The 21,478-nt window shown below is 44.7% G+C and carries 25 protein-coding genes; 20 read left to right on the forward strand and 5 right to left on the reverse strand.

Annotation, left to right across the window (positions count from 1 at the left end; translation table 11 throughout):
• The 12 genes from E5260_RS03235 to E5260_RS03290 all read left to right on the forward strand — a co-directional run bounded on the left by E5260_RS03235 (position 1) and on the right by E5260_RS03290 (position 8,487).
• Positions 1 to 579 carry a TMEM175 family protein gene (locus E5260_RS03235; RefSeq protein ID WP_003642150.1) on the forward strand — a complete coding sequence of 193 codons (579 nt, stop codon included), beginning with the start codon at positions 1 to 3 and terminating at the stop codon, positions 577 to 579.
• Positions 580 to 591: 12 nt separating this feature from the next.
• Positions 592 to 1,443, forward strand: a complete 852-nt coding sequence (locus E5260_RS03240; protein WP_003642149.1) for an aldo/keto reductase — start codon at positions 592 to 594, stop codon at positions 1,441 to 1,443.
• Between the two features lie 201 nt (positions 1,444 to 1,644).
• Entirely contained in the window at positions 1,645 to 2,502 is an 858-nt protein-coding gene (locus E5260_RS03245; protein ID WP_003642148.1) for an SDR family oxidoreductase, read from the forward strand.
• Between the two features lie 20 nt (positions 2,503 to 2,522).
• A complete protein-coding gene (locus E5260_RS03250) occupies positions 2,523 to 3,563 on the forward strand; it encodes a zinc-dependent alcohol dehydrogenase family protein (protein WP_003642147.1) in 1,041 nt (346 codons plus the stop codon).
• 9 nt (positions 3,564 to 3,572) lie between these two features.
• A complete protein-coding gene (locus E5260_RS03255) occupies positions 3,573 to 4,169 on the forward strand; it encodes an NAD(P)H-binding protein (protein ID WP_003642146.1) in 597 nt (198 codons plus the stop codon).
• A gap of 180 nt (positions 4,170 to 4,349) precedes the next feature.
• A complete protein-coding gene (locus E5260_RS03260) occupies positions 4,350 to 5,228 on the forward strand; it encodes a LysR family transcriptional regulator (protein ID WP_003642145.1) in 879 nt (292 codons plus the stop codon).
• A gap of 59 nt (positions 5,229 to 5,287) precedes the next feature.
• Complete coding sequence (locus E5260_RS03265) at positions 5,288 to 5,692, forward strand: nuclear transport factor 2 family protein (RefSeq protein ID WP_003642144.1); 405 nt, start codon at positions 5,288 to 5,290, stop codon at positions 5,690 to 5,692.
• 537 nt (positions 5,693 to 6,229) lie between these two features.
• Positions 6,230 to 6,868 carry a histidine phosphatase family protein gene (locus E5260_RS03270; protein WP_003642143.1) on the forward strand — a complete coding sequence of 213 codons (639 nt, stop codon included), beginning with the start codon at positions 6,230 to 6,232 and terminating at the stop codon, positions 6,866 to 6,868.
• A gap of 94 nt (positions 6,869 to 6,962) precedes the next feature.
• Positions 6,963 to 7,268 (forward strand): hypothetical protein, encoded by a 306-nt coding sequence (locus tag E5260_RS03275; protein WP_003642142.1) that lies wholly within the window; start codon positions 6,963 to 6,965, stop codon positions 7,266 to 7,268.
• A gap of 34 nt (positions 7,269 to 7,302) precedes the next feature.
• A complete protein-coding gene (locus E5260_RS03280) occupies positions 7,303 to 7,554 on the forward strand; it encodes a hypothetical protein (RefSeq protein ID WP_003642141.1) in 252 nt (83 codons plus the stop codon).
• Positions 7,551 to 8,048, forward strand: a complete 498-nt coding sequence (locus E5260_RS03285) for a GNAT family N-acetyltransferase (protein WP_003642140.1) — start codon at positions 7,551 to 7,553, stop codon at positions 8,046 to 8,048. The genes E5260_RS03280 and E5260_RS03285 overlap by 4 nt, the downstream gene beginning before the upstream one ends.
• The gene (locus E5260_RS03290; RefSeq protein ID WP_003642139.1) at positions 8,020 to 8,487 is read left to right on the forward strand and encodes a hypothetical protein; all 468 of its coding nucleotides are present in this window, start codon (positions 8,020 to 8,022) and stop codon (positions 8,485 to 8,487) included. Before E5260_RS03285 ends, E5260_RS03290 begins: the two co-directional genes overlap by 29 nt.
• 317 nt (positions 8,488 to 8,804) lie before the next feature.
• Here E5260_RS03290 and lepB read toward each other — a convergent pair whose 3' ends face one another.
• Complete coding sequence (lepB, locus tag E5260_RS03295; RefSeq protein WP_003642138.1) at positions 8,805 to 9,422, reverse strand: signal peptidase I; 618 nt, start codon at positions 9,420 to 9,422, stop codon at positions 8,805 to 8,807.
• A gap of 192 nt (positions 9,423 to 9,614) precedes the next feature.
• Between lepB and E5260_RS03300 the strand changes: the two genes are divergently transcribed.
• Together E5260_RS03300 and E5260_RS03305 are read left to right on the forward strand one after the other, a co-directional pair.
• Complete coding sequence (locus E5260_RS03300) at positions 9,615 to 10,235, forward strand: sugar O-acetyltransferase (protein ID WP_003644763.1); 621 nt, start codon at positions 9,615 to 9,617, stop codon at positions 10,233 to 10,235.
• A gap of 138 nt (positions 10,236 to 10,373) precedes the next feature.
• Entirely contained in the window at positions 10,374 to 11,024 is a 651-nt protein-coding gene (locus E5260_RS03305; RefSeq protein WP_003642136.1) for an endonuclease III domain-containing protein, read from the forward strand.
• 178 nt (positions 11,025 to 11,202) lie between these two features.
• Here the strand turns inward: E5260_RS03305 and E5260_RS03310 are convergent, their stop codons facing one another.
• A complete protein-coding gene (locus E5260_RS03310; protein ID WP_003642135.1) occupies positions 11,203 to 11,355 on the reverse strand; it encodes a hypothetical protein in 153 nt (50 codons plus the stop codon).
• 171 nt (positions 11,356 to 11,526) lie between these two features.
• On the opposite strand from E5260_RS03310, the gene E5260_RS03315 reads away from it, so the two are divergent.
• The 3 genes from E5260_RS03315 (at position 11,527) to E5260_RS03325 (ending at position 16,156) form a co-directional block, all read left to right on the forward strand.
• Positions 11,527 to 12,228 carry an ABC transporter ATP-binding protein gene (locus tag E5260_RS03315; protein ID WP_003642134.1) on the forward strand — a complete coding sequence of 234 codons (702 nt, stop codon included), beginning with the start codon at positions 11,527 to 11,529 and terminating at the stop codon, positions 12,226 to 12,228.
• Positions 12,222 to 14,813 carry an ABC transporter permease gene (locus tag E5260_RS03320; protein WP_003642133.1) on the forward strand — a complete coding sequence of 864 codons (2,592 nt, stop codon included), beginning with the start codon at positions 12,222 to 12,224 and terminating at the stop codon, positions 14,811 to 14,813. The genes E5260_RS03315 and E5260_RS03320 overlap by 7 nt, the downstream gene beginning before the upstream one ends.
• Positions 14,814 to 14,893: 80 nt before the next feature.
• Positions 14,894 to 16,156, forward strand: a complete 1,263-nt coding sequence (locus tag E5260_RS03325; protein ID WP_003642132.1) for an ArgE/DapE family deacylase — start codon at positions 14,894 to 14,896, stop codon at positions 16,154 to 16,156.
• 172 nt (positions 16,157 to 16,328) lie between these two features.
• On the opposite strand, the gene E5260_RS03330 is transcribed toward E5260_RS03325, so the two are convergent.
• Positions 16,329 to 16,763 carry a MerR family transcriptional regulator gene (locus E5260_RS03330; protein WP_021356835.1) on the reverse strand — a complete coding sequence of 145 codons (435 nt, stop codon included), beginning with the start codon at positions 16,761 to 16,763 and terminating at the stop codon, positions 16,329 to 16,331.
• Positions 16,764 to 16,935: 172 nt separating this feature from the next.
• Between E5260_RS03330 and E5260_RS03335 the strand changes: the two genes are divergently transcribed.
• The 3 genes from E5260_RS03335 to E5260_RS03345 are packed head-to-tail and all read left to right on the forward strand — an operon-like array spanning position 16,936 to position 18,445.
• Positions 16,936 to 17,334 carry a cupin domain-containing protein gene (locus E5260_RS03335; RefSeq protein ID WP_003642130.1) on the forward strand — a complete coding sequence of 133 codons (399 nt, stop codon included), beginning with the start codon at positions 16,936 to 16,938 and terminating at the stop codon, positions 17,332 to 17,334.
• Positions 17,335 to 17,367: 33 nt separating this feature from the next.
• Positions 17,368 to 17,688, forward strand: a complete 321-nt coding sequence (locus E5260_RS03340; protein WP_003642129.1) for a carboxymuconolactone decarboxylase family protein — start codon at positions 17,368 to 17,370, stop codon at positions 17,686 to 17,688.
• A gap of 13 nt (positions 17,689 to 17,701) precedes the next feature.
• The gene (locus E5260_RS03345) at positions 17,702 to 18,445 is read left to right on the forward strand and encodes an SDR family oxidoreductase (protein ID WP_003642128.1); all 744 of its coding nucleotides are present in this window, start codon (positions 17,702 to 17,704) and stop codon (positions 18,443 to 18,445) included.
• Between the two features lie 147 nt (positions 18,446 to 18,592).
• On the opposite strand, the gene E5260_RS03350 is transcribed toward E5260_RS03345, so the two are convergent.
• Both E5260_RS03350 and E5260_RS03355 read right to left on the reverse strand, forming a co-directional pair.
• On the reverse strand, positions 18,593 to 19,810 hold the full coding sequence (locus tag E5260_RS03350; protein WP_003642127.1) for an ABC transporter permease: 1,218 nt from the start codon (positions 19,808 to 19,810) through the stop codon (positions 18,593 to 18,595).
• Complete coding sequence (locus tag E5260_RS03355; RefSeq protein ID WP_003642126.1) at positions 19,803 to 20,702, reverse strand: ABC transporter ATP-binding protein; 900 nt, start codon at positions 20,700 to 20,702, stop codon at positions 19,803 to 19,805. Before E5260_RS03355 ends, E5260_RS03350 begins: the two co-directional genes overlap by 8 nt.
• Positions 20,703 to 21,478: the final 776 nt, after the last annotated feature.

Raw genomic sequence — 21,478 nt, forward strand, 5'->3', positions numbered from 1 at the left:
ATGAATAATGAACGACTGACCGCATTTGAAGATGCGATTCTAGCTATTATTATGACAATTTTGGTTCTTGACTTGAGTAAACCAAATCCCGTTAGTTGGACCGGATTATGGGCATTGCATGCGAGCTTTTTCGCCTATGCGCTGTCGTTTTTCTGGATTGGATTAATGTGGATGTCACATCATAATAGTTGGCAAGCAGTTCGGACAATTAATATGACAACCGTGCTCTTAACGCTAGTGTTGTTGTTTTTCGCATCGTTATTCCCATACACAACGAGCCTGGTTGCGAACAGTTTTGATAATGCGACTGCCCAAGCGCTTTATGGGATTATTATTATTGCGATTTCGTTATTGAACGTTGGTCTATCGCTGAATCTAGGTCGTCTCAATCCACGCGCCAAATTTGGATTGTTATATAAGACGCCAACGTGGGTCGTATTGCTCGATCTAGGAATTAAATTGATTGGGCTAATTTTAGCAATCACTATTTATCCACAAGCGATGATCTATTCCATTTTTATTGCGGGTTTGGTGCTGAGCATTAGCATGACGACTAATCGCCAAGTTAAATTAAACTAAGGGGCGCTATTAATGAAAACAATTAAGTTAAACAATGGTGTTGAAGTACCGATATTAGGATTTGGGACATTCCAAATTACTGATCCTGAAGAAGCTGAAGATGCGGTGCGTGATGCGATTCAAGCCGGTTATCGGCATATTGATACGGCACAAAGTTATGAAAATGAAGGGGCCGTGGGTCGTGGTATTGCAACCTCGGGTGTTGACCGCAAGGAATTGTTTGTGACGACTAAGATTTGGGTTGAAAATACTAGTTATAAAGGTGTCATGAGCTCGTTTCAACGTTCACTTGATCGGTTAGGCTTAAAGTACGTGGATTTATTACTGTTGCATCAACCATACAACGATACCTTTGGGGCTTGGCGTGCATTGGAAGAATTACAAAAACAGGGTAAAGTTCGTGCAATCGGTATTTCTAACTTTAGTGTTGAACAGGCGGTGAACTTGGCTGAATTTAATGACGTTACACCACAAATTAATCAAATCGAAATCAATCCGTTCCAACAACAGACGAATAATATTCAAGCTTTACGTGATGAAGGCATTTCCTTGGAAGCTTGGGCCCCATTCGCAGAAGGTAAGAATGATATTTTCAACAATCCGGTATTAACTAAGATTGGGGACAAATATGGTAAATCCGTTGCGCAAGTTATTCTACGCTGGCTGATTGAACAAGATATTGTTGTCTTAGCTAAGTCGGTTAAACCAGAACGGATGCGTCAAAATTTGGACGTCTTTGATTTTGAATTAACCGATGACGACAAAGCACAAATTGCGACTCTTAATGATGGCGAAAGCCAGTTCTTCTCACATGCTGATCCTAAAATGATCAAGTGGATGGCAGGTCGCCGTTTGGAAGTGTAATGATTAATACATTGACCGATAATTGACTACAGTTTAGAAAACATTAAACCAAAACACCCGTCCCTTGTTTTTGAGTGACGGGTGTTTTCATTGATAAGTAAAACTTATCAATGTGGGCTGAATTTGAAATTGGTCTAAAAGACGTTTGCTTGTAAGATATGACTTGTAAGTTAAGGTGAATCAAAACAAGTAAAGAGGTCAATGAATATGAATAACGAAGTAATTGTGCTTTTCGGTGCCGGCTCAATTGGTAAAGCAATTGTTCGACGTGTTGCTGCCGGTAGAAATTTATTGTTGGCAGACTATAATGAAGCAAAATTAGTTGAAATGAAACAACACTTGACGGAAGCTGGATTTAACGTTGAGACCATCCAAGCGGATCTTTCATCACGGGAATCTATTAAGACAGTGGTTTCTAAGGCACAATCGCTTGGTAAGATTATGGGATTGGTCAACGCGGCTGGCGTTTCACCATCCCAAGCGAGCCCAGAACAAGTGCTCAAAGTGGACCTTTACGGGACTGCCGTATTGTTAGAAGAATTTGGTCAAGTCATGGCTCCCGGTAGTGCGGGAATCGTAATTTCGTCGCAATCGGGACACCGATTACCCGCCTTATCACAAGCAGATAATCAAGCCCTAGCCATGACACCGACTGAAGAATTATTGGATTTACCAATTTTACAACCGGATGTGATCAAGGATTCATTAGCGGCTTATCAATATGCGAAAAGAACCAATGTTTTACGGGTCGCTGCTGAATCGGTTAAGTGGCAAGCTCGCAGTGCACGGATCAACACGATCAGTCCCGGTATTATCATGACACCATTAGCCGTTGACGAATTGAACGGGCCTCGTGGTGCGGGATACAAAAAGATGTTCGAGTCAATGGTTACGAAACGTCCAGGAACACCTGATGAAATTGCCAATTTGGCGGAACTCTTAATGGATCGCCGTGGTGCCTTTATCACAGGGAGTGATTTCTTGGTTGATGGCGGAATTACCGCACAATATTGGTATGGTAATGTTTCAGAAGTTCGTAACAATGGCGTCCAGAAATAGAATTTTAAGGAGAGTTTATTATGAAAGCAGCAACTTTTATTGAACCAGGAAAAGTCGAAGTTAAAGAATACGACAAACCAACTATTCAAAAGCCAACCGATGCAATTATTCGGGTGCTCCGGGCCTGTGTATGTGGGTCGGATTTGTGGTGGTTCCGCGGGATTTCACAACGCCAAGCAGGTTCAACCGTTGGTCATGAAGCAATTGGAATTGTTGAATCTGTTGGTTCAGCCGTTAAAGATGTACAAGCAGGCGATTTCGTGATTGCACCGTTCACCCATGGTTGTGGGCACTGTGCCGCTTGTTTAGCCGGTTTTGATGGGGATTGCTTAAACCAAGAAGCCGGCGGTAACGGTGGCTATCAAGGTGAATACTTACGCTTTACCAATGCAAACTGGGCGTTAGTTAAGATTCCTGGACAACCCGAAGATTATTCTGACGACATGCTGAACAACTTTTTAGCCTTAGCTGACGTGATGGCAACGGGTTTCCACGCCGCAACTAGCGCAGAAGTCAAAAAAGATGATACCGTTGTTGTGATGGGTGATGGTGCCGTTGGTTTGAGCGGGGTGCTTTCCGCAAAATTGCTTGGCGCTAAGCGGATCATCGCAATGAGTCGCCATGAAGATCGGCAAAAGTTAGCAAAAGCATTTGGCGCCACGGACATTATCGCTGAACGTGGTGATGAAGCAGTTGCCAAAGTGATGGCTTTGACCGAAACTGGGGCTGACGCGGTACTTGAATGTGTAGGTACTGAACAATCCGTTGACACAGCAGTTAAAGTCGGCCGTCCTGGTGCGGTTGTTGGTCGCGTTGGGGTCCCACAAAAGGCTGAAATGAATACTAATAATCTTTTTTGGAAGAACATTGGCTTACGTGGTGGGATTGCTGCTGTAACGACGGATGACAAGCAAGTTTTGTTAGATGCTGTTTTGACGGGGAAAATTCAGCCCGGCCAAGTCTTTACGAAACGGTTTATGTTAGATGATATTCAAGCTGCGTACGAAGCAATGGACCAACGGAATGCGATTAAGTCATTGGTCATTGTCAGTGATAAATAGGAGGGAAACATGAAGAAAGTTTTAATTGTTGGTGCAACGGGGACTATTGGCGGTGCAGTTCGACAAACGCTTTTGAATGAAACCGATAATCAGTTAACGTTGTTTGCTAGAAGTGCCAATCGATTAAAGACTAGTGAGCGTGAAAGTGTTATCGCTGGCGATGTTACTAAAGATAGTGACTTAGACAAGGCGATTGCAGGACAAGACGTTGTTTTTGTTGCCTTGAGTGGTTCTTTAGGTCGCTTTGCCCAAAAAATTGTTGCGGCAATGGACCGGAATAAGGTTTCACGATTGCTGTTTATTACTTCAATGGGTATTTATGATGAAATTCCCGCTTCGGTTGGTGCTAGTGGAAATTTAAGTAATAATCCAGTGCTACGCACTTATCGGGAAGCCGCCGATGTTGTTGAAGCTTCTGATTTGAACTACACCCTGATTCGTCCGGGCTGGTTTACTGGTGGTCCTGTTGATTATGAAATCACGAAAAAAGGCGAACCATTTGGTGGGCATGATGTCTCAATCAATTCAATTGCGGATTTTGTCAAGAATGCGATTGTCGATAATGATTATTATGCACATGATAGTGTTGGACTAAATGCAAAATAATATTCAAAAGGTCATTAGCTAGATAGCTAGTGACTTTTTTCGTTTATAAGCATGGCAGGGAATCGGTTCAGGTTCTGCTGCAAAACATTTCTCAAATTGTTGATTAAGGTTATACTAATTAAAATAATATGACAAATTTGAACATTCAAAGATAATTTTGTAAAGGTTGAGGTGCCGGTAATGTTTCAACAGATGCAGTATTTTATCGCAATCGTTAATAATCATAGTTTTACTCAAGCGGCCGTGGACTGCCACATTTCGCAGTCAGCGATTTCTCAGCAAATGAAGGAGTTGGAAAGTCAACTTGGTGTGAAGTTATTGAATCGGAAAGGACGCAGCTTTGAAGTTACTGAAGCGGGTCAGTACTTTTATATTCATAGTCAGGATATTTTGGCGGATGTGGACCAACTTATAAAGAAAACCATCAAAATTGAAAAGAATGATGAGGTCGAGTTGCGGGTTGGCTATTTAAGAAGTTTTGGGACTGCTGAGTTTTTACAAACTGTTTCGAAGTTTACTCAGGAGTTTCCTAAAGTGAAAATCAAAATTAGTAGTGGCACGCACGAAGAACTCTATGAATTATTACAGACAGGAAAAATTGATTTGAATTTTTCTGATCAACGGCGGGCCTTATCCAATGAATATCAAAATGAATTTTTGACTGCTAGTGAGTTTATGGTTGCCGTTAACAATTCGTTGCCAGTTGAGACACAAAAAATCGATGTTGCCGACTTAGTGGATATTCCTTGTATTTTGATTATTGATGGCAATCAGCAAGTCTCAGAAGAGGAGTATTATCGCAATGTTTTAGGTGTCAAAAGTGAGTTTGTGATTGCTAAAAGCTATGACGAGGCACAAATGTTGATCGCGTCTAATCAGGGGTATTTGATCATCAATCAGCGGATGAGAACACAATTAGATAAAGATATTGTTAAAATGATTTCCTTGGTTAAAGGAAACCGAAAATTGGTTCAGAACTATTACGCTTATTGGCAAGCTAATAATTCAGGTTATTATATCGAAACTTTTGCTGAATTATTGAAACAAACCTTTGCATAATTTTTACTTATGAATGACCCTTGATTTCTGAATGGTTTTGGCATAGAAAAGTTGGTATCATGCTTGATGTAAGTAAAGAAAGCGTGGTAAGAATGACGGATAAAGAAATGATTATTAAATTGTATCGTGATGAAAATATTGCTATGGTTCAGAAAAACCTCAGTCGGTTAAATGAAATTTTGGCACCAACTATGAAGTTAACCCACATGACGGGGTATGTGCAGTCTAAATTGGAGTGGATTGACCAAATTCAAAATGAAGAAATGCAATATTTTGCTTCAAAAGAAGATACCATCAAAGCTATTCAGATTGAAGGTAACCGGGCAAGCTTAATTGGTCAGAACCAAGTTCAAGCAAGAATTTGGGGTGGTGGTACGCATACTTGGCGGTTGCAGATGCAGATGTTTTATGAGAAGAAGAATGGTGATTGGGTCATTAGTGCGCAGAAAGCCAGTACCTACTAAAGCGACTAGTGATTAGTGGTCAGTAAAACGGTCGCATTAGGAAAATAGTATTTGTTGGCTTGGCTAGACTGTCAACTAAAGGCAACACGCCCGTGCTTTGTGACAATTTCTGAATAGAATATATTAAGCGAACTATAATACCTTTAATTTCTGATGACTGTGGCATATAACAATGTTCGATATTATACATTTAATGCTACTAATGAAGAGAAATACACAATGATGGTGTTAAGCTTACCATCAAAAGACGTGTCGTGACTTGATGAGTATTTGGCATGGCGATTTTTCGCTAATTCTCGGTTAGCCAAAATGAACGAGCTGTTGCCGCACAATAATTAAAGTCAGGATAAGGATGCACATCTGATTCTTATCCTGATTTTTTGTTTGCCAGCTGTATGTTTTAAAATGAGAGTTGTTTCATGCTTGATGACAATTCTACTCAAATTCATATTAAACAAGTCCTAGAGTCCGTTTGTCCGGCCAAGTTTTTATGCTAAAATAGTTGAATAATCTAAAAAAACTAACGGAGAATTAACCATGAAATCAATCACCTTACACTTAGTCGTTGCTGGAGCAACGTACTTTAATCAACTTGACCGGTTCCAGGGTTGGAGCGGCACGCCGTTGACGGCGACTGGCGAACAGGCGACGGCCAAGGTTGCGCAGCAGTTGGCGTCGACAACGTTTGATACCGCCTTCGCTAGTGATACGAGTCGGGCGATTCAGACTGCGCGCATTATCTTAGACTCACGAGCACAACCCGTTAAGTTGCGAACGGTAGTCGCGTTACGTGCGCCATTCTATGGCGGCTTTGAAGGCACTGAACGCGCGGCGGTTTGGTCAGGATTTGCGACTAAGCTAGGTTATCAGAGTGTGGCCGCTTTTGCCGCAGATCAGACCCCCAGTGAGCTACAGACATTGTTGCACGATCACGATGCGGATGGATTGGCGGAAAGTGGGCAGGAGTTCTGGGATCGCTATCAAAAGGGGTTACAACAGGTTATGGCGGCAACGCCTGATCATGGTCAGGTCTTGTTGATTGTGGACGGCGCAACGTTGCGAATGATGCATTACGTCGCAACTGGTCGTGCGGCAACGAGACAAGAATTGGCACCAAGTGTGGTGACAACGATGGTTTACACTGGGGATAAGTTGACTGTACCGGTCACGGAATAAGTTATCCACTGTGGACAACTAGTGGCTTGCGGTTTATACAAAAGTGCGCTACTGTGAAAATTGAGTTTAAAAATTTTAACGAGGAGCTTTTAAAATGCAAGTTAATGTTATTACGAGTACGGTGGCCGGCCAAGAGACGGTCGCAACTGCGGATGTGCAAGCTTTCATGGCCGCCATGGAAAAACAATTGGGTGCAGATTTCAACTTCACGTTAGATACAGATTATGGTCAGAGTTTGACGGACCACAGCGCGGACGTTTACCTAGTTTATTTTGGCTCCCAAGCGAACTTATCCCCAGAACAACGGTCCCAAATGATCATCTTCTATTCTGATGAAGATGTGGCTAACTTAACAATCGGACGTTTTGTGGATATGCTACAACAGTTAAACAAGCAGTAGGCACTGCGTTAATCACAAGTTAGGAAGTGGCATTATGCAATTACTAATTTTAGGTGTTATTGCAATTGTTATCTTTATCTTAGAAGAGTACCTGTTTACGGCCAGTCGCTACTTTTGGGTCGGCGGTATCGTTCCGGTTTTATGGACGGCTTTTTTGGCGTACCTTGTCGTGGTCAATGCCATGAACTTAACGGTGCGCGAGTATGCTTTAGCAATTATTGCGGTCATCATTCCTTATGTTTGTTGGGGTAACGGCTATCAACGGCATCAGAGGCGACAGTCATGAAAATCCAACCGATAGCGGCAGCTCAAATTCCACGGGATTTACTGTTATTAGCTGATCCATCTTGGGCACAGGTCACAGCGTACTTATCGACAGGCCAATGTTATGGTTATCAACAAGATGGACAAGTGGTGGGTGTTGTCGTGTTGACAACGTTCAAAACAGGGGTGTGGGAAGTTAAAAATATTGCGGTGGCGCCCGCCTATCAACATCGCGGCATTGCTAAGGCCTTACTAGCAACGGCAATTGCAGTCTGCCAAGCAGCGCCAACCTGTGATGAACTGCAAATTGGCACTGGTAATTCATCGTTGCGGCAACTAGCGATTTATCAACACGCTGGTTTTGAGATGATTGAAGTGTGGGTCAACTTTTTTGTGGATAACTATCCAGACCCGATCTATGAAGCTGGCTTGCAGTGTAAAAGTATGGTGCGATTGAGTATGTCAACAACCGGGGAGGTGGCACAACGTGTGGAAAACGAGTCATTTAATAATTAGTTGGTTTTACGGTGCAATCGCCGTCTTCATTATCATGTTTTTTACGGCCCGTCAGGAAGTCAATCGGATCGTGTTAGAATTTAATCCGTTCGTCATTTACAGTATTATTTGTGCGCTCGTGCTGTTTCCAATTGTGAAGTATCGTTGGCCGCGGGTGTTTCAAGTCTGGCGTAAACAACCCAAGGAAACACTGTCAACGCGACCAGACGATGAGCAAATCATTCAGGACTCTGGCCGACCATGGTCAGTAGCAGCCAAGCGGACAAAGCCCAAACCTGTTCCAACCGCATTAACGCCGCAAGTCGAGGCTAAGAGTGACTTCATGGATGGCTTTATCAACTTCTTTAAGAATATTTTGATGGCAGTGATTTTGGTTCCTTTAAGCCCAATTATTTGTGGGTATTTTGGGGTCCAGGATTGGCGTCAGCGCCAAAAATAGTCGGAGCTGATAATCTGTTCAGAAAACTGATCAAATCAATTGAAGACTTATGCAGATACTGTGGATAACGGCATTAAGTTATTAACTGTGGATAAAAGTCTGGTTAACAAATAAACGAATCAACAAGTTGTTCATAACTTTGTTGATTCGTTTATTTGTTAGTTTTGAAAATGATTGATGTATTGTTGCCGGTTCTGTCTAATGACGCCAATGACTTTGCATCGGCCATAAATGAGGACAATGCAAATACAGACGAGTCATCTGTATAACAAAAAAGCAAGTCGCAGTTAACGACTTGCTGATAAGGTGTTCAAATCTTAAGGTTGGTAGTTATTAATATATTGTTTGCGGTTCTGCCATGGCCATGCTTTGACGACCCCAATCATCTTGCTCTTAGGAACGAGCCCCCAGTAACGGCCATCGTTAGAGACGCTCCGGTGATCACCAAGGACAAAGTAGTAACCCTTCGGCACCGTATTGTTGGTCACGGACTTGGCCCAGCCTTGATCATGGCTCAAACTATTGAGTGTCCAACCAGTGAACTTACTGTGACTATTAGCCATGAAGGACCCAGTCGTTTGTTGATACTTATTTTTGAGGTAGGTTTGCTTGACTAATTTGTTGTTCACGTAAAGTTTACCGGAACTTGTGTAGCGGACCGTATCCCCAGGCATCCCAATGACCCGCTTAACATAAACGGCGTTTTTGTCGGTCTGGTTCGGATCGAGTCCGTAGGCGTTGAAGACGACGACGGAACCTGCTTTGATTTTGCTAGTCTTAAAAGCTACGACGCGTTCGTTATTTTGTAAATTCGGTTGCATCGAAGTCCCATCGACTTTGACCATAGTAAACCAGAACTGACGAATCAGTAGGGCGATGATCAAGCCAATCGCAATCGGAACCACCCAGCTCATAATGCTTTTAAATGTTTTCAATGGTTAAAACTCCCTTAATTGTGTGTATACCTCTCATTATAAACGATAATGATTTTTTCGCAGTATAAAAAAGCTTAAAAGTTCAACGATACTCAAAATGGGGGCGGTTGCTTTCGAGAATGCGTGTTCATGGTGATAATTGCGTGCTATGCTGGTGAAAGTGAAATGCGATTGATGGGAGGAACTGGGAGTATGAAAACACAGAAAGAACGAATGCTGGCGGGTGAGTTGTACGTTGCTGATGATCCAGAATTAGGACGTGAAAATCATCGTGCCAAACGGTTAGTACGGGAATTTAATCAAACAACCGAAGCCCAACCAGAAGAACGGCAACGATTGTTAACGGCAATGTTCAACAAAATTGGTGACGGGGGCTATATCGAACCGCCATTTCATACCGACTATGGAAGTAACACGACAATTGGCAAGCACTTTTACGCCAATTACGATGCGATTTTTATTGATGTGGGTCGGATTACGATTGGGGACAACGTCTTTATGGGGCCGCGGGTCGGCTTATATACGGCGGGTCACCCCATTGACGCCGCCATTCGTGCTGAACAACTCGAATATGGTTGGCCAATTACGATTGGACACGATGTTTGGTTTGGGGGCAACGTGGTCGTTAATCCGGGTGTCACGATTGGGAGTAACGTCGTGATTGGGTCTGGTTCCGTGGTTACTCATGATATCCCGGATAACGTGGTTGCGGTCGGCAATCCTTGCCATGTCTTACGAGAAATCACCACCGCCGACCATGAATATTGGGCTCGGCAACGGGCCGCCTATTTTGCTGATCGTGATGATGATTGATAGAAATTAATGGTACTGTGTTCATGTCATTAGAGTTTGGATTAGAAATAAGGCCGCGATATTTTTAATAATAGACATTACACCCCCTCAGCCTTAAAATTAACTTAGAAACAGGATAAGAAAGAGGCGGTAAGCGCAATGCTAAAAGATGATCAGATCGTGTGGGCAATTCACCAAATGGAAGCAGACATCGGACCAGTGGGGCCTTCCCTGGACTCGCGGACGCCGTTTCAGTATTTGATTTCAGTAATTCTGAGCGCTCAGGCGACCGACGTCTCGGTTAACAAGGTGACGCCGGTGCTGTTTGAGAAGTATCCAGAACCAAAGGACTTGATGGCTGCCGATGTTGCGGATGTGGAAGCAATTATCAAGAGCGTCGGATTATTTCATAATAAGGCCCGCAACATCATTAAAACGGCGCGCATTGTCCATGAAGAATTAGCCGATGTCGTGCCTACCGATCGTAAAGGCATCATGGCGTTACCAGGTGCGGGCCGCAAAACTGCCAACGTGGTATTGAGTGACGTTTTTGAACAACCGACGTTTGCTGTCGATACACACGTCTCGGCAATCTCGAAACGCTTGCACTTTGTCGCTCAGACCGCGACGCCGTTACAAGTTGAACAAAAAATCGTGAGTGTGTTGGCACCGGCAGAATTACATCAAGCCCATCACACGATGATTGAATATGGGCGGAAGTATTCGATGAAGTTGACGCCAGACAAAGAAGTTTGTCAATTGATCATTGACTGTGACAAGTTGAATGAGGAAAATGAAGCGTTGATCTAGTAGTGTGGGGCGACAGCGAGCATATTTTAGCCATTGGTAGAACTGCCTGTAAGTCTTGCTAGACGTGTAATCAAAGCCAGGTTACGCTAAACAACCTCTTTTCCGACAGGCCGAAGTTGGCTGCCCTTGATCTTAACTGGCAGTCCTATTTTTAACATAATACGTACTGACGTGAGCATTAAGACGAGTGGTGGTCTTGATGTTCGCGTTTTTTAGTTTGTTCACGGTCGTGTTTTTCGATGCGTCTGAAAAATAGGCTATTCAGAAAGTAAGTAAAACCGAACATAAAAACAATTAGCATTAAAACAGTCGCAATGGCTTGGGCAATCATAGTTGGACCTCCTCGGATAACGGGTGATAACACTGGAATTATCAGTGTCAGTGACTGTTGTCATTGTACGGGCAATGCGAGGCAAAATGCAAGCGGTGGCTTAAATGCTAACCGTGAATCTTGAAAATACGGTATGATAATAGTAACCGATTACATATAGGAGGCTAAATTATGGCATACATCGAAGTGCAGCAGGCAACGCGCCAGTTTAAAAATGGTGAGCAGGTCACCGTTGCTAATCGTGATATTTCATTTGAAGTTGACCAGGGTGCGGTCGTTGTGATTTTAGGCCCGAGTGGTGCGGGAAAGTCCACGTTACTCAATATTTTAGGTGGCATGGACAGTCCTACGAGCGGCCGTGTACTGGTGGATGGTGTGGACATTGCGCAATTCAACTCACGGCAATTAACAACCTATCGCCGGCAAGCGGTCGGGTTCGTTTTTCAATTCTACAACCTGGTTCCGAACTTGACGGCGCGTGAAAACGTCGAGTTGGCGTCGCAAATTACCAAGGACGCACGCGACGTTGATGAGACGTTGACCTTGGTAGGACTGACGCACCGGTCAGATAACTTTCCAGCCCAGTTGTCCGGTGGTGAACAACAGCGGGTCGCAATTGCGCGGGCAGTTGCGAAGAATCCCAAATTATTACTCTGTGATGAACCCACTGGCGCGCTCGACTATCAGACGGGGAAGCAAGTCTTACAGGTGATTCAAGATGCAGCTAAGCAGACGCAGACAACGGTCATCATTGTGACGCATAATAGTGCGATTGCGCAGCTGGGTGACCAAGTCATTCGTATCAATGATGCTCAAGTGCAGTCGGTTGAGCATAATGCTCATCCAACGCCTTTGGCTGAGATTGAATGGTAGGTGCAGCGATGACAGCAGCTTATTTTAAAACAATTATGCGTGAGATTTGGTCGTCGAAAGCCCGTTTTGCTTCAATATTACTGATCATTTTCTTAGGGGTTGCTTTTTATACGGGAATTCGGGCGACTGGTCCGGATATGTCACAGGCAGCTAATGATTATTATGCGAAGCAAAAGCTGGCGACCAATAGTGTCCAGTCGACAATGGGGCTGACTAAGGCCGATACACGAGTACTGAATCAACACCGCTCACAGCTCACTTACCAAGCGACACGCTATGCTGATGTTAATCAGTTGAACAATAGTCAAGTCGTGCGGGTGATGGCGTTACCGACAACCCAACGACTGAATCGGTTACGGATCGTTAAGGGACGGTTACCGCGGCATGCCAATGAGATCGTGTTAGACGCGCAAGCACAGCGATTGCAGCCGAAGCTAAAAGTCGGTTCAACGTATCGAATTAGCAGTACGGCTAAGCGCAATGCACAGTTCACGCGGCGAACATTCAAGGTCGTGGGGTTTGTCAATTCACCAACGTATGTTGAAAATACGAATCGTGGCGTCACCAACGTTGGTAAAGGGACTTTGGACTACTTGGTCTATGTCCGTCCGCAGGTGATTAAGTCCAGTGTGATAACGCGCATTGACGTGCAATTCAAAAATTTGCGGGGCGTCACCCCCTACACGGCGAAGTATCGGCGCTTGAATCGCGAGAACACCGCGCAACTCAAACGCTGGTTAAAACCACAAGCGCGTAAGCGGCAGCAGGCATTACAAGCCCAGGCCCAGGCTAAGCTGAAACCATTGCAACAGGCGACCCAGCAACTTGCTAGTCAAGTACCAGCGGGAACGGCACAACTAGTCAAGTTACAAAGCCAATTAAAACGCGCGCAGGCCCAGGTCGCGGCCATCACAATGCCGACTTATTTGTACACTGACCGTACGGATAATCCGGGTTACACAGAATATCACGAAAATACGCAACGAGTCGTGGCACTGTCGACTGTCTTTCCGCTGTTCTTTATTGCGATTGCCGCGTTAATTTGTCTAACGACGATGACGCGGATGGTTGAAGAATTGCGGCTACAGATGGGGACGTTAAAGGCCCTCGGGTATACGAATACCGCGGTCGGTAGCGAGTTTATGATTTATGGTGGTTTAGCCGCGCTGATTGGGACCGCGCTAGGTGTCCTGTTCGGCGTCAATTTTTTCCCGCGGTTTATCGCGCAGGCCTATGGTAGTATGTATAATTTGCCCGCAATCAACGTTCAATACATTTGGATGGACATTGGTATCGCCTTAGCCATTGCGTTGTTGTGCACGTTGGGGACGGCACTGGTCGTGCTCCGCGTGGATTTAAACAGTTTACCCGCGCAACTCTTACAGCCACGATCACCTAAGGCCGGTAAGACTTTGCTATTAGAACGCTGGCAATGGCTATGGCATCGGCTGAGTTTTAATCATAAAATCACACTTCGTAATCTATTTCGGTATAAGCAACGGTTGCTGATGACCGTGCTCGGTATTGCGGGCTGCATGGCAATGATGATTACGGGGTTTGGCTTAAAGGATTCCATTGGTGATATTAGCGTCAAGCAATTTAACGAATTGTGGCACTACGATGCTGTGGTGACGCGTAGTGGGAACGAAACGGACCAACAACGGCAAGCACTCAGTCGTGGTCAACTTTACCAGGCTAGTTTGAAATTACAGGCCAAGCAGGTGACGGTCAAACAGTCCGGGGTAGCAGAACAGACGGCTACGCTCGGTATACCGGCACCCCACCAATCGCTAAGCAAGTTCGTGGTATTACGGCACCGACAAAGTCATCAGGCCATTCATATTGGTGATCGCGGTGCGGTCATCGATGAAAAATTAGCTAAGTTATATGGCGTTCAGGCGGGCGATGATTTAACGATCAAGTTGGCCGGGCAAACCACCAAGCGGATTCACATCAGTGCGGTGGCTGAAAATTACGTCAATCACTTTATCTATATGAGTCCGACTTATTATCGACGTGTCTTCAAGCAGGCACCAGTATATAACACGAACTATGTCCGGTTTAAGCAGGCAACGAAAAAGCAAGAAAATGCTTATGCGGACCGGCTATTGAAACAGGCGGGGGTTCAGAACGTGACACTGATGAGTACAGAGAAAGCCACTAATTTTAAAATGCTAGATAGCATGAACTTAGTCGTATTGATCTTTGTCATCTCGGCGGGGGCACTAGCGCTAGTAGTGCTCTATAACTTAACGAATATTAATGTTTCTGAACGGATCCGGGAATTGTCGACAATCAAAGTGTTGGGCTTTTACGATGGTGAAGTGACGATGTATATTTTCCGTGAAAATCTGATATTGACGGTTTTAGGCATTATTGCCGGTTGTTTCTTGGGCAACTGGTTGCACGCATATATCTTGCAAACGGCTGAAACGAACGCGTTAATGTTTTCACCAACGATTCATCCGTTGAGTTACGTTTACGCGGCATTATTGACCCTGGCCTTTAGTTTATTAGTCATGGGAATGATGCATCGTAAGTTAAAGCGAGTCAATATGCTGGATGCACTGAAATCTGTCGATTAAACGTGTCTGACAACGGCCAACGGTAGCCGAAGTGGTATAATTAAATTGATTGGAACAGTTTAATTAAGGATGACTAGGGGATGAATGGCATGGCAGAAACGGCACAGTTAGAAGCTGCTGTACAGGCATTAAGCGATATTGTAAAAATGAATACGGTAAATAACCATGAGCAATTGGTGGCGGATTATTTGGTCACACTTTTAAAGCAACATGGTATTGAAGCACAATCAATCGAGTACGCTCCCGGGCGGGTGAACTTGGTGGCCGAAATTGGTGATGGTCACGGCCCAGTCGTCGCGTTGGATGGTCATGAAGATACGGTGGCGTTGGGTGATGCAGATAAATGGCACACGGACCCGTTGGCAGCAACTATCAAAGATAATCGGTTGTATGGTCGCGGTGTGACGGACATGAAGGCTGGACTAATGGCTGAAGTCTTCGCGATGATTGCATTGCACGATCAGGACGCCCCACTCCATGGCACGGTGAGGTTACTCGCAACTGTGGGAGAAGAAGTCGACCATTTAGGCGCTGAACAATTGACGGAACTCGGTTACGCCGATGATATTCAAACGTTGATCTGTGCGGAACCAAGCGGTGCGGACAAACAACTTTTACTGACCAAGTCGATTCAAGCCATGTTAGGTGTTGACGGCGATACGGCGCAACGGATGGCGGATGCGAATCCGACGACCGAACAACACTTCATCGAATTAGCGCATAAGGGTTCACTGACTTATACGATTAAAGCGCAAGGGGTGGCGGCCCACAGTTCGATGCCAGCGATTGGTCAAAACGCCATCGATATGTTGATGACTTACTATCAGAAACAAACTGCCTATTTTGACAGTTTCAAGACTATTGTTAATCCCGTATTGGGCCCAACCGTGCCTGTCGTGACGTTAATTAGTGGTGGCGAACAGGTCAACACCGTCCCAGCCAGTGCCGAAATGTCAGTAAAAATTCGGACGATTCCAGAATTACGGAATGACCGCTTGATTAAGGATTTGGAAGCCATCATTGCTGAATGCAATGCAGATGGTGCCAATCTAACGATGGACATCGCAAGTTCGTTCTACCCAGTGCATACGCCGGAAGATAGCCAGTTGGTCCAGTTGGCGAAGAAGGTTGGGGAACAAGTTTTACAGCAACGGCTCCCGTACTTTGGTGCTCCTGGTGGGACGGACGCATCGTCTTATATTGTAAAGAGTCCTGATATGCAAGTGATTGTCTTCGGACCCGGCAATATTACAGCGCACCAAGTTAATGAATATGTTGATTTGGATATGTATGGGCGCTTCATCGAGATTTATCAAAAAATGATTACGGAATTGCTGGCTTAACGGAAACGTCAATAAGTGTGAATTTAATTGTGCCGGAAAAGGTTTCAAAAAAAGTAATAGTCGTTTCAAGAATTGATTCTTGAAATGACTATTACTTTTTTTGAGCAAGGCGACTGAATCTCGGTGTATCTAACTTAATAATGATTGTGGTGACGGTTGTGCGTTATTCAGGTTATTCGTGATGCCCAAACCGTTGCAAGTAACTCGAAAAATCTTCGTGATCCTGGGTAATACCAGCTTCCTTTTCTTCATACCAATTAATTTTGTCGTTGAGAATCTGTAGATGATGCTGAACTTCGTTGAACTGGACGAGAAAGTCTTCTTTAACGTGTTTGAGTAGTGCTAATCGCTGGGGAATCGTGTTGTCGCCGGCTGCGCGCCAGGTAACGTATTGTTGCAATTCGCTAATACTCATACCCGTTCCTTTAAGATGCAATAAGAATTTGACCCAGTTAATATCGGCAGTCTCATAATAGCGCCGGCCATTGTCTAAGCGATGTGGTTCAATCAAGCCCGCTTTTTCGTAGTAGCGTAGTGTGGGGGCGCTGAGACCAACGGCTTTAGCGAAGTCACCGATTGAATAACGTTCTGTAGTAGTCCTTACCAATTTTAAAATTCTCCTTATTCTAACTTTTATTTGAAGTAACTTTAGCAATAACAATACCACGAAATCCTATTTTAGCAAGTTTAAACTTTATTGTTGACTTAAAGTGCACTTTAAGTTGTAAGCTGTATTCATCAATCAGTTAGCAAGCAAATAATTAAGGAGTGTTTTTAATATGACAACAACTAATAATAGCGGCCTATTTGGATTAGGTGTAAAGAATGAGGCCTACCAACAATACTTTATCGGTCAAAGTTACCTGAATGCCTTAGCCGGTGATGAGCAGGTCGACGTGAATGTTTCCAACGTGACGTTTGAACCTGGCTGTCGGAATAATTGGCATATCCATCATAACGGATACCAAATCTTATTGGTAACGAGTGGTGAAGGTTGGTATCAAGAGGCTGGTAAACCAGTCCAGTTATTGCATCCCGGCGACGTGGTCACAATTCATCCTGGTGTGAAGCATTGGCATGGTGCAACAAAGGATAGTTGGTTTGCCCACATCGCGATTACTAAGGGAACTAGCGAATGGCTCGAACCAGTTGATGATGAAGCCTACGCAAAATTATAAAAGTTAAAGTAGTTATCGAAGGAGGAAACTAATATGACAGTTAAACAAACCGCAGGACGCGACAACTTAGGCAAATTAGCACCACAGTTTGCCGCATTAAATGATGATGTGTTATTTGGTGAAGTCTGGGCACGCGAAAGCGCACTAAGTTTACATGATCGGAGCATGATTACCATTGCGTGCTTAATGACCAGTGGTGATTTTCCACAATTAAAGGCGCATTTTAAGATGGGCAAAGATCATGGTATCTCAAAGGATGAAGCCGTTGAAATTGTTACCCACTTGGCTTTCTATGCGGGATGGCCTAAGGCGTGGTCAGCAATGGCACTGATCAAAGAAGTTTACGGTGAGTAGGAGGAACAGTTAGATGACAGTTAAAAACAAAGTCGTTGTGATTACGGGGGCCTCGTCCGGAATTGGGGCGACGACCGCTAAGCAATTAGCCAGTAATGGTGCTAAAGTCGTATTGGGCGCACGGCGTGAAGAACGCCTGGCTGCTTTAGTTGATGAAATCAAGGCAGCTGGTGGACAAGCGGCCTATCAGGTGACGGATGTAACGAAGTCGGCCGATGTACAAGCACTGGTTAAGCTAGCGCAAACGCAATTCGGTGGGCTTGACGTGATTCTCAATAATGCTGGGATTATGCCGACATCGCCAATCAGTGCCTTGCACACGGATGAATGGGACCAGATGGTTGATATTAACATCAAAGGCGTCTTGAACGGGGTGGCAGCGGTCATGCCAATCTTTACCGCTCAAAAATCTGGTCAGATTATTACGACATCTTCAGTGGCTGGGATTAAGTCCTTTGCTGGCTCCGGCGTGTACGGTGCTACGAAGTTTGCGGTTCGTAATTTGATGGAAGTCATTCGGATGGAAAGTGCCCAAGAAGGTACCAATATTCGAACGGTCAGCTTATATCCAGCGGCCATCAATACGGAATTACTGCACACGATTACGGATAAGACGGCCAAACAGAATATGACTGATTTTTATCAACAAGTGGGAATCAGTCCAGCAGCCGTTGCGAACGTGGTCAACTTTGCCATTGACCAACCAGAAGATGTTAACGTTAATGAATTTACGATTTATCCGACGAAGCAGGCTTAACTTGATTTAGCTGTTGTTAACGGTTGTTTGAGCTAGTTGCCGATAAGTCGAAAATTTGAATTCAAAAAATACAAGCACCCGGTCTAGCGCATAATGGCGTTGCTAGACCGGGTGCTTGCTGTTGTTATAAATATTCAACTAGTGGGCCTACTTCAACCGTAAGCCGCGCTTTAAGTTGCCCCAGAAACCGAGTTCATCCGTTTGTAACATTAGCCCGCCATAGATTCGGCCGATGTAGATCATACTTCCAATGATTGTTGCAATGAGAATCAGGAGTGACACGATTGCAGCGGGCATCGTTGCCATGCCGTTAATGAGGCGTAATGGCATGAAGTATGATGAGAAGAACGGAATATATGAGAAAATCTTAACGAAGAGATTGGTGGGTGTGTTCTGAAAGGCTAGGGCCATGAAAAACGCTAGCATACTCAGATAGATGACCGGTTGTGCTGCCTTGCTAGCATCCGCGACCCGGGTCACCAAAGCACCACAGAAGGCCGACGCTACGGTGTAGAGTAGTACGGCCAGTAATGCAAACAACAAGTTGATTGAGACCAAGTTGTGAATCACTTGATTGATCAAATCGGTATTCTGTTGCCAAAAATCAATTGTGAGTGAGCTACGTTTAACGAATTGCATGACGGCAAAGCCACCCACTAAGTAGACGAGCAGCTGAGTCACAATGACTAGTAAGACACCGTAAATTTTACCATTGAAGTATTTCCGCGGTGTCGTACTCGAGAAGATGACTTCCATAATCTTGGTGCCTTTGTCTGCGGCAATTTCTTGGGCTGTGATTGCTGAATAAGTGGTCAAAATCAAGTAGACAAAGAAGACGACAATATAGAAGGAGACCGTTTTAGCTGTTTTATCTGAAGCAGCGTGTTTCTGTAATTGTTCAGTAAATTTTGGCTGTACAGCCAACGCCTGGGTCTGCTTGGCACTTAGTTGTGCGCGCTGTACGTTACGTTGGCTTTGGGCAGTGGCTAAGAACTGCTGAATCTTAGCCTTGTCACCGCTGCTGACAGCATTAGGACCAGTGAACTGCGCTTGCAACTGTTGATTTTTGGTTGTTAAAACGAGGTAGCCGGCGATGTCATTGCGCTTCGTCGCCGCCTTAGCGCTGGCGAGTGTTTGGTATTTATTAGCGGTAGCCACATGACTCTGCTTAATGAAACTTGTGCGTAATTGTGGGCTAGTGCTAACGACCGCGATGTCATTCTTACTAGCGCTGGGTGCAGCAAAATAAGAAAAGGCGGCCACGAACCCGAAGAACAAGAAGGGCATAAAGACGAGTGACAAAAAGCTCCAGGACTTGATCTGCCGCAAGTAGGTTTCAAAAGTCACAATCCAAGTCTTATTCATGGTTAACACCTCCCGCTTCAGTTCGGAAAATCTCATCCAGCGTTGGTGGCTGCTGACTGAACTCTTCAATGTAATGACCAGCAGTGACTTGATCAAAAATCGCTGGGCCAACTGAAGCATCTGCAAGTTCGAGTCGGAATCGACGGGCACCTTGTTGAGTAACGGTGGTGACTCCTGGTAGATCGGCCAGTTGCGCTTGTGACCAGTCAGTCGTCAAGAAGAGACGGGTCCGGCCAAACTGGGCGCGAACATCTTCAACGGTACCCTTAAGGACTGCTTCACCATTACGTAGCATAACGAGTGAGTCACAGATCGCTTCGACATTACTCATATCATGACTGGAAAAAATAATCGCGGCGCCCCGTTGCTTAGCATCTAAAATAGCTTGCTTGAGCAGGTCGGCGTTGACCGGGTCCAAACCACTGAACGGTTCGTCTAAGATAATCAGTTTGGGATCATGAATTAAAGTACAAATCAGCTGGACCTTTTGTTGGTTCCCTTTAGATAACTTATCAATCTTATCGGTCGGCTGCCCCTTGACCGCAAAGCGCTTCATCCATGCGGCAATTTTGCCCTTGGTCACCCGTGCCGGCTGATTTTTCAAACGGGCCAAGTACACGATTTGTTGTGTGATGGTTAATTTGGACATTAGGCTACGTTCTTCGGGTAAATAGCCGATTTGATCGTAGTCATCAGCGGTCAACGGTTGCCCATTCCAAGTAATTTGACCGTCGAATGATAGAAAATTTAAGATGCTGTGAAACGTGGTTGATTTCCCCGCGCCATTTTGACCAATCAATCCCATGATTTCTCCGTCATGGACATCAAATGACACGTCATTTAATGCTTGAACAGTCCCGAAACGCTTCTGAATATGTGCGATGGATAGCATTAGTTTGTCCCCCAAATTCTTGAAATAAAGTCATTACGTGTTGTGCGAGCTAATAGTCATGAAATAGGATCAAAACGTGCCAAGTTTAGATTGTTATTCGTCAGCCGGTGTGCGTTCTATGCCGACCTCCGGGGCTGGGTGACAATTGCTGGAACGTAGCCGACGTCGATTTGAGCTAACGCCCAACCCGCGTCATCTCAAATACGAGTCTTATTCTAAGCCGGAAGCAACCCACTTCCAGCTAAGAATAATTTGGCTACTGAGCATTGTCACCCAGCCCCTCCAGTCGGGAACCCGCTCGAATGGCTGATGAACGGCTACTTAACTTGATGAAATTTGTCGTTGGCTATTTTGATACGGGAACTTTAAATAAAACATCAGGGTGCATAACCTACTTTGTCGCAACATTCAATTTTGACTACAGCGGCTTAAGATGTTGAGCTATTCCAATATCATTTTCAGTCTGATAGTTGCTGAGAGAAATTACTATTTATGAAAAACAATGACGAATTCACCAAAAGTTGGGTCCGCACATGTCCGCCATTCGAACACTGTCCCGACTGGAAGGCGTTTCGGCCAATGCTCAGCGGTGAAATTCCACTTAGCAAGCGCCCTTGGCTTGGTTAGTGGAAGACCAGTATTTAAGACGTGGTCTGCGGCTTAAATCTGTGTCCACCGCGTTCCAGCAATTGGCCGAAATGCCTGGAAGTCGGCATAGGACGCGCCAACTAAGTAATTTTACGCTAACTCGAACTTTTTCCAGCGGGCCTAAGCTG

This window comes from Lactiplantibacillus plantarum (genome assembly GCF_014131735.1).
Lineage (GTDB): Bacteria > Bacillota > Bacilli > Lactobacillales > Lactobacillaceae > Lactiplantibacillus > Lactiplantibacillus plantarum.

What these genes read in the sequence shown, in the direction of transcription:
- E5260_RS03235 (WP_003642150.1), top strand. Translation starts at nt 1, where the DNA reads ATGAATAATGAACGACTGACCGCATTTGAAGATGCGATTCTAGCTATT.
- E5260_RS03240 (WP_003642149.1), top strand. Translation starts at nt 592, where the DNA reads ATGAAAACAATTAAGTTAAACAATGGTGTTGAAGTACCGATATTAGGA.
- E5260_RS03245 (WP_003642148.1), top strand. Translation starts at nt 1,645, where the DNA reads ATGAATATGAATAACGAAGTAATTGTGCTTTTCGGTGCCGGCTCAATT.
- E5260_RS03250 (WP_003642147.1), top strand. Translation starts at nt 2,523, where the DNA reads ATGAAAGCAGCAACTTTTATTGAACCAGGAAAAGTCGAAGTTAAAGAA.
- E5260_RS03255 (WP_003642146.1), top strand. Translation starts at nt 3,573, where the DNA reads ATGAAGAAAGTTTTAATTGTTGGTGCAACGGGGACTATTGGCGGTGCA.
- E5260_RS03260 (WP_003642145.1), top strand. Translation starts at nt 4,350, where the DNA reads ATGTTTCAACAGATGCAGTATTTTATCGCAATCGTTAATAATCATAGT.
- E5260_RS03265 (WP_003642144.1), top strand. Translation starts at nt 5,288, where the DNA reads ATGCTTGATGTAAGTAAAGAAAGCGTGGTAAGAATGACGGATAAAGAA.
- E5260_RS03270 (WP_003642143.1), top strand. Translation starts at nt 6,230, where the DNA reads ATGAAATCAATCACCTTACACTTAGTCGTTGCTGGAGCAACGTACTTT.
- E5260_RS03275 (WP_003642142.1), top strand. Translation starts at nt 6,963, where the DNA reads ATGCAAGTTAATGTTATTACGAGTACGGTGGCCGGCCAAGAGACGGTC.
- E5260_RS03280 (WP_003642141.1), top strand. Translation starts at nt 7,303, where the DNA reads ATGCAATTACTAATTTTAGGTGTTATTGCAATTGTTATCTTTATCTTA.
- E5260_RS03285 (WP_003642140.1), top strand. Translation starts at nt 7,551, where the DNA reads ATGAAAATCCAACCGATAGCGGCAGCTCAAATTCCACGGGATTTACTG.
- E5260_RS03300 (WP_003644763.1), top strand. Translation starts at nt 9,615, where the DNA reads ATGAAAACACAGAAAGAACGAATGCTGGCGGGTGAGTTGTACGTTGCT.
- E5260_RS03305 (WP_003642136.1), top strand. Translation starts at nt 10,374, where the DNA reads ATGCTAAAAGATGATCAGATCGTGTGGGCAATTCACCAAATGGAAGCA.
- E5260_RS03310 (WP_003642135.1), bottom strand. Translation starts at nt 11,355, where the DNA reads ATGATTGCCCAAGCCATTGCGACTGTTTTAATGCTAATTGTTTTTATG.
- E5260_RS03315 (WP_003642134.1), top strand. Translation starts at nt 11,527, where the DNA reads ATGGCATACATCGAAGTGCAGCAGGCAACGCGCCAGTTTAAAAATGGT.
- E5260_RS03320 (WP_003642133.1), top strand. Translation starts at nt 12,222, where the DNA reads ATGGTAGGTGCAGCGATGACAGCAGCTTATTTTAAAACAATTATGCGT.
- E5260_RS03325 (WP_003642132.1), top strand. Translation starts at nt 14,894, where the DNA reads ATGAATGGCATGGCAGAAACGGCACAGTTAGAAGCTGCTGTACAGGCA.
- E5260_RS03335 (WP_003642130.1), top strand. Translation starts at nt 16,936, where the DNA reads ATGACAACAACTAATAATAGCGGCCTATTTGGATTAGGTGTAAAGAAT.
- E5260_RS03340 (WP_003642129.1), top strand. Translation starts at nt 17,368, where the DNA reads ATGACAGTTAAACAAACCGCAGGACGCGACAACTTAGGCAAATTAGCA.
- E5260_RS03345 (WP_003642128.1), top strand. Translation starts at nt 17,702, where the DNA reads ATGACAGTTAAAAACAAAGTCGTTGTGATTACGGGGGCCTCGTCCGGA.
- E5260_RS03350 (WP_003642127.1), bottom strand. Translation starts at nt 19,810, where the DNA reads ATGAATAAGACTTGGATTGTGACTTTTGAAACCTACTTGCGGCAGATC.
- E5260_RS03355 (WP_003642126.1), bottom strand. Translation starts at nt 20,702, where the DNA reads ATGCTATCCATCGCACATATTCAGAAGCGTTTCGGGACTGTTCAAGCA.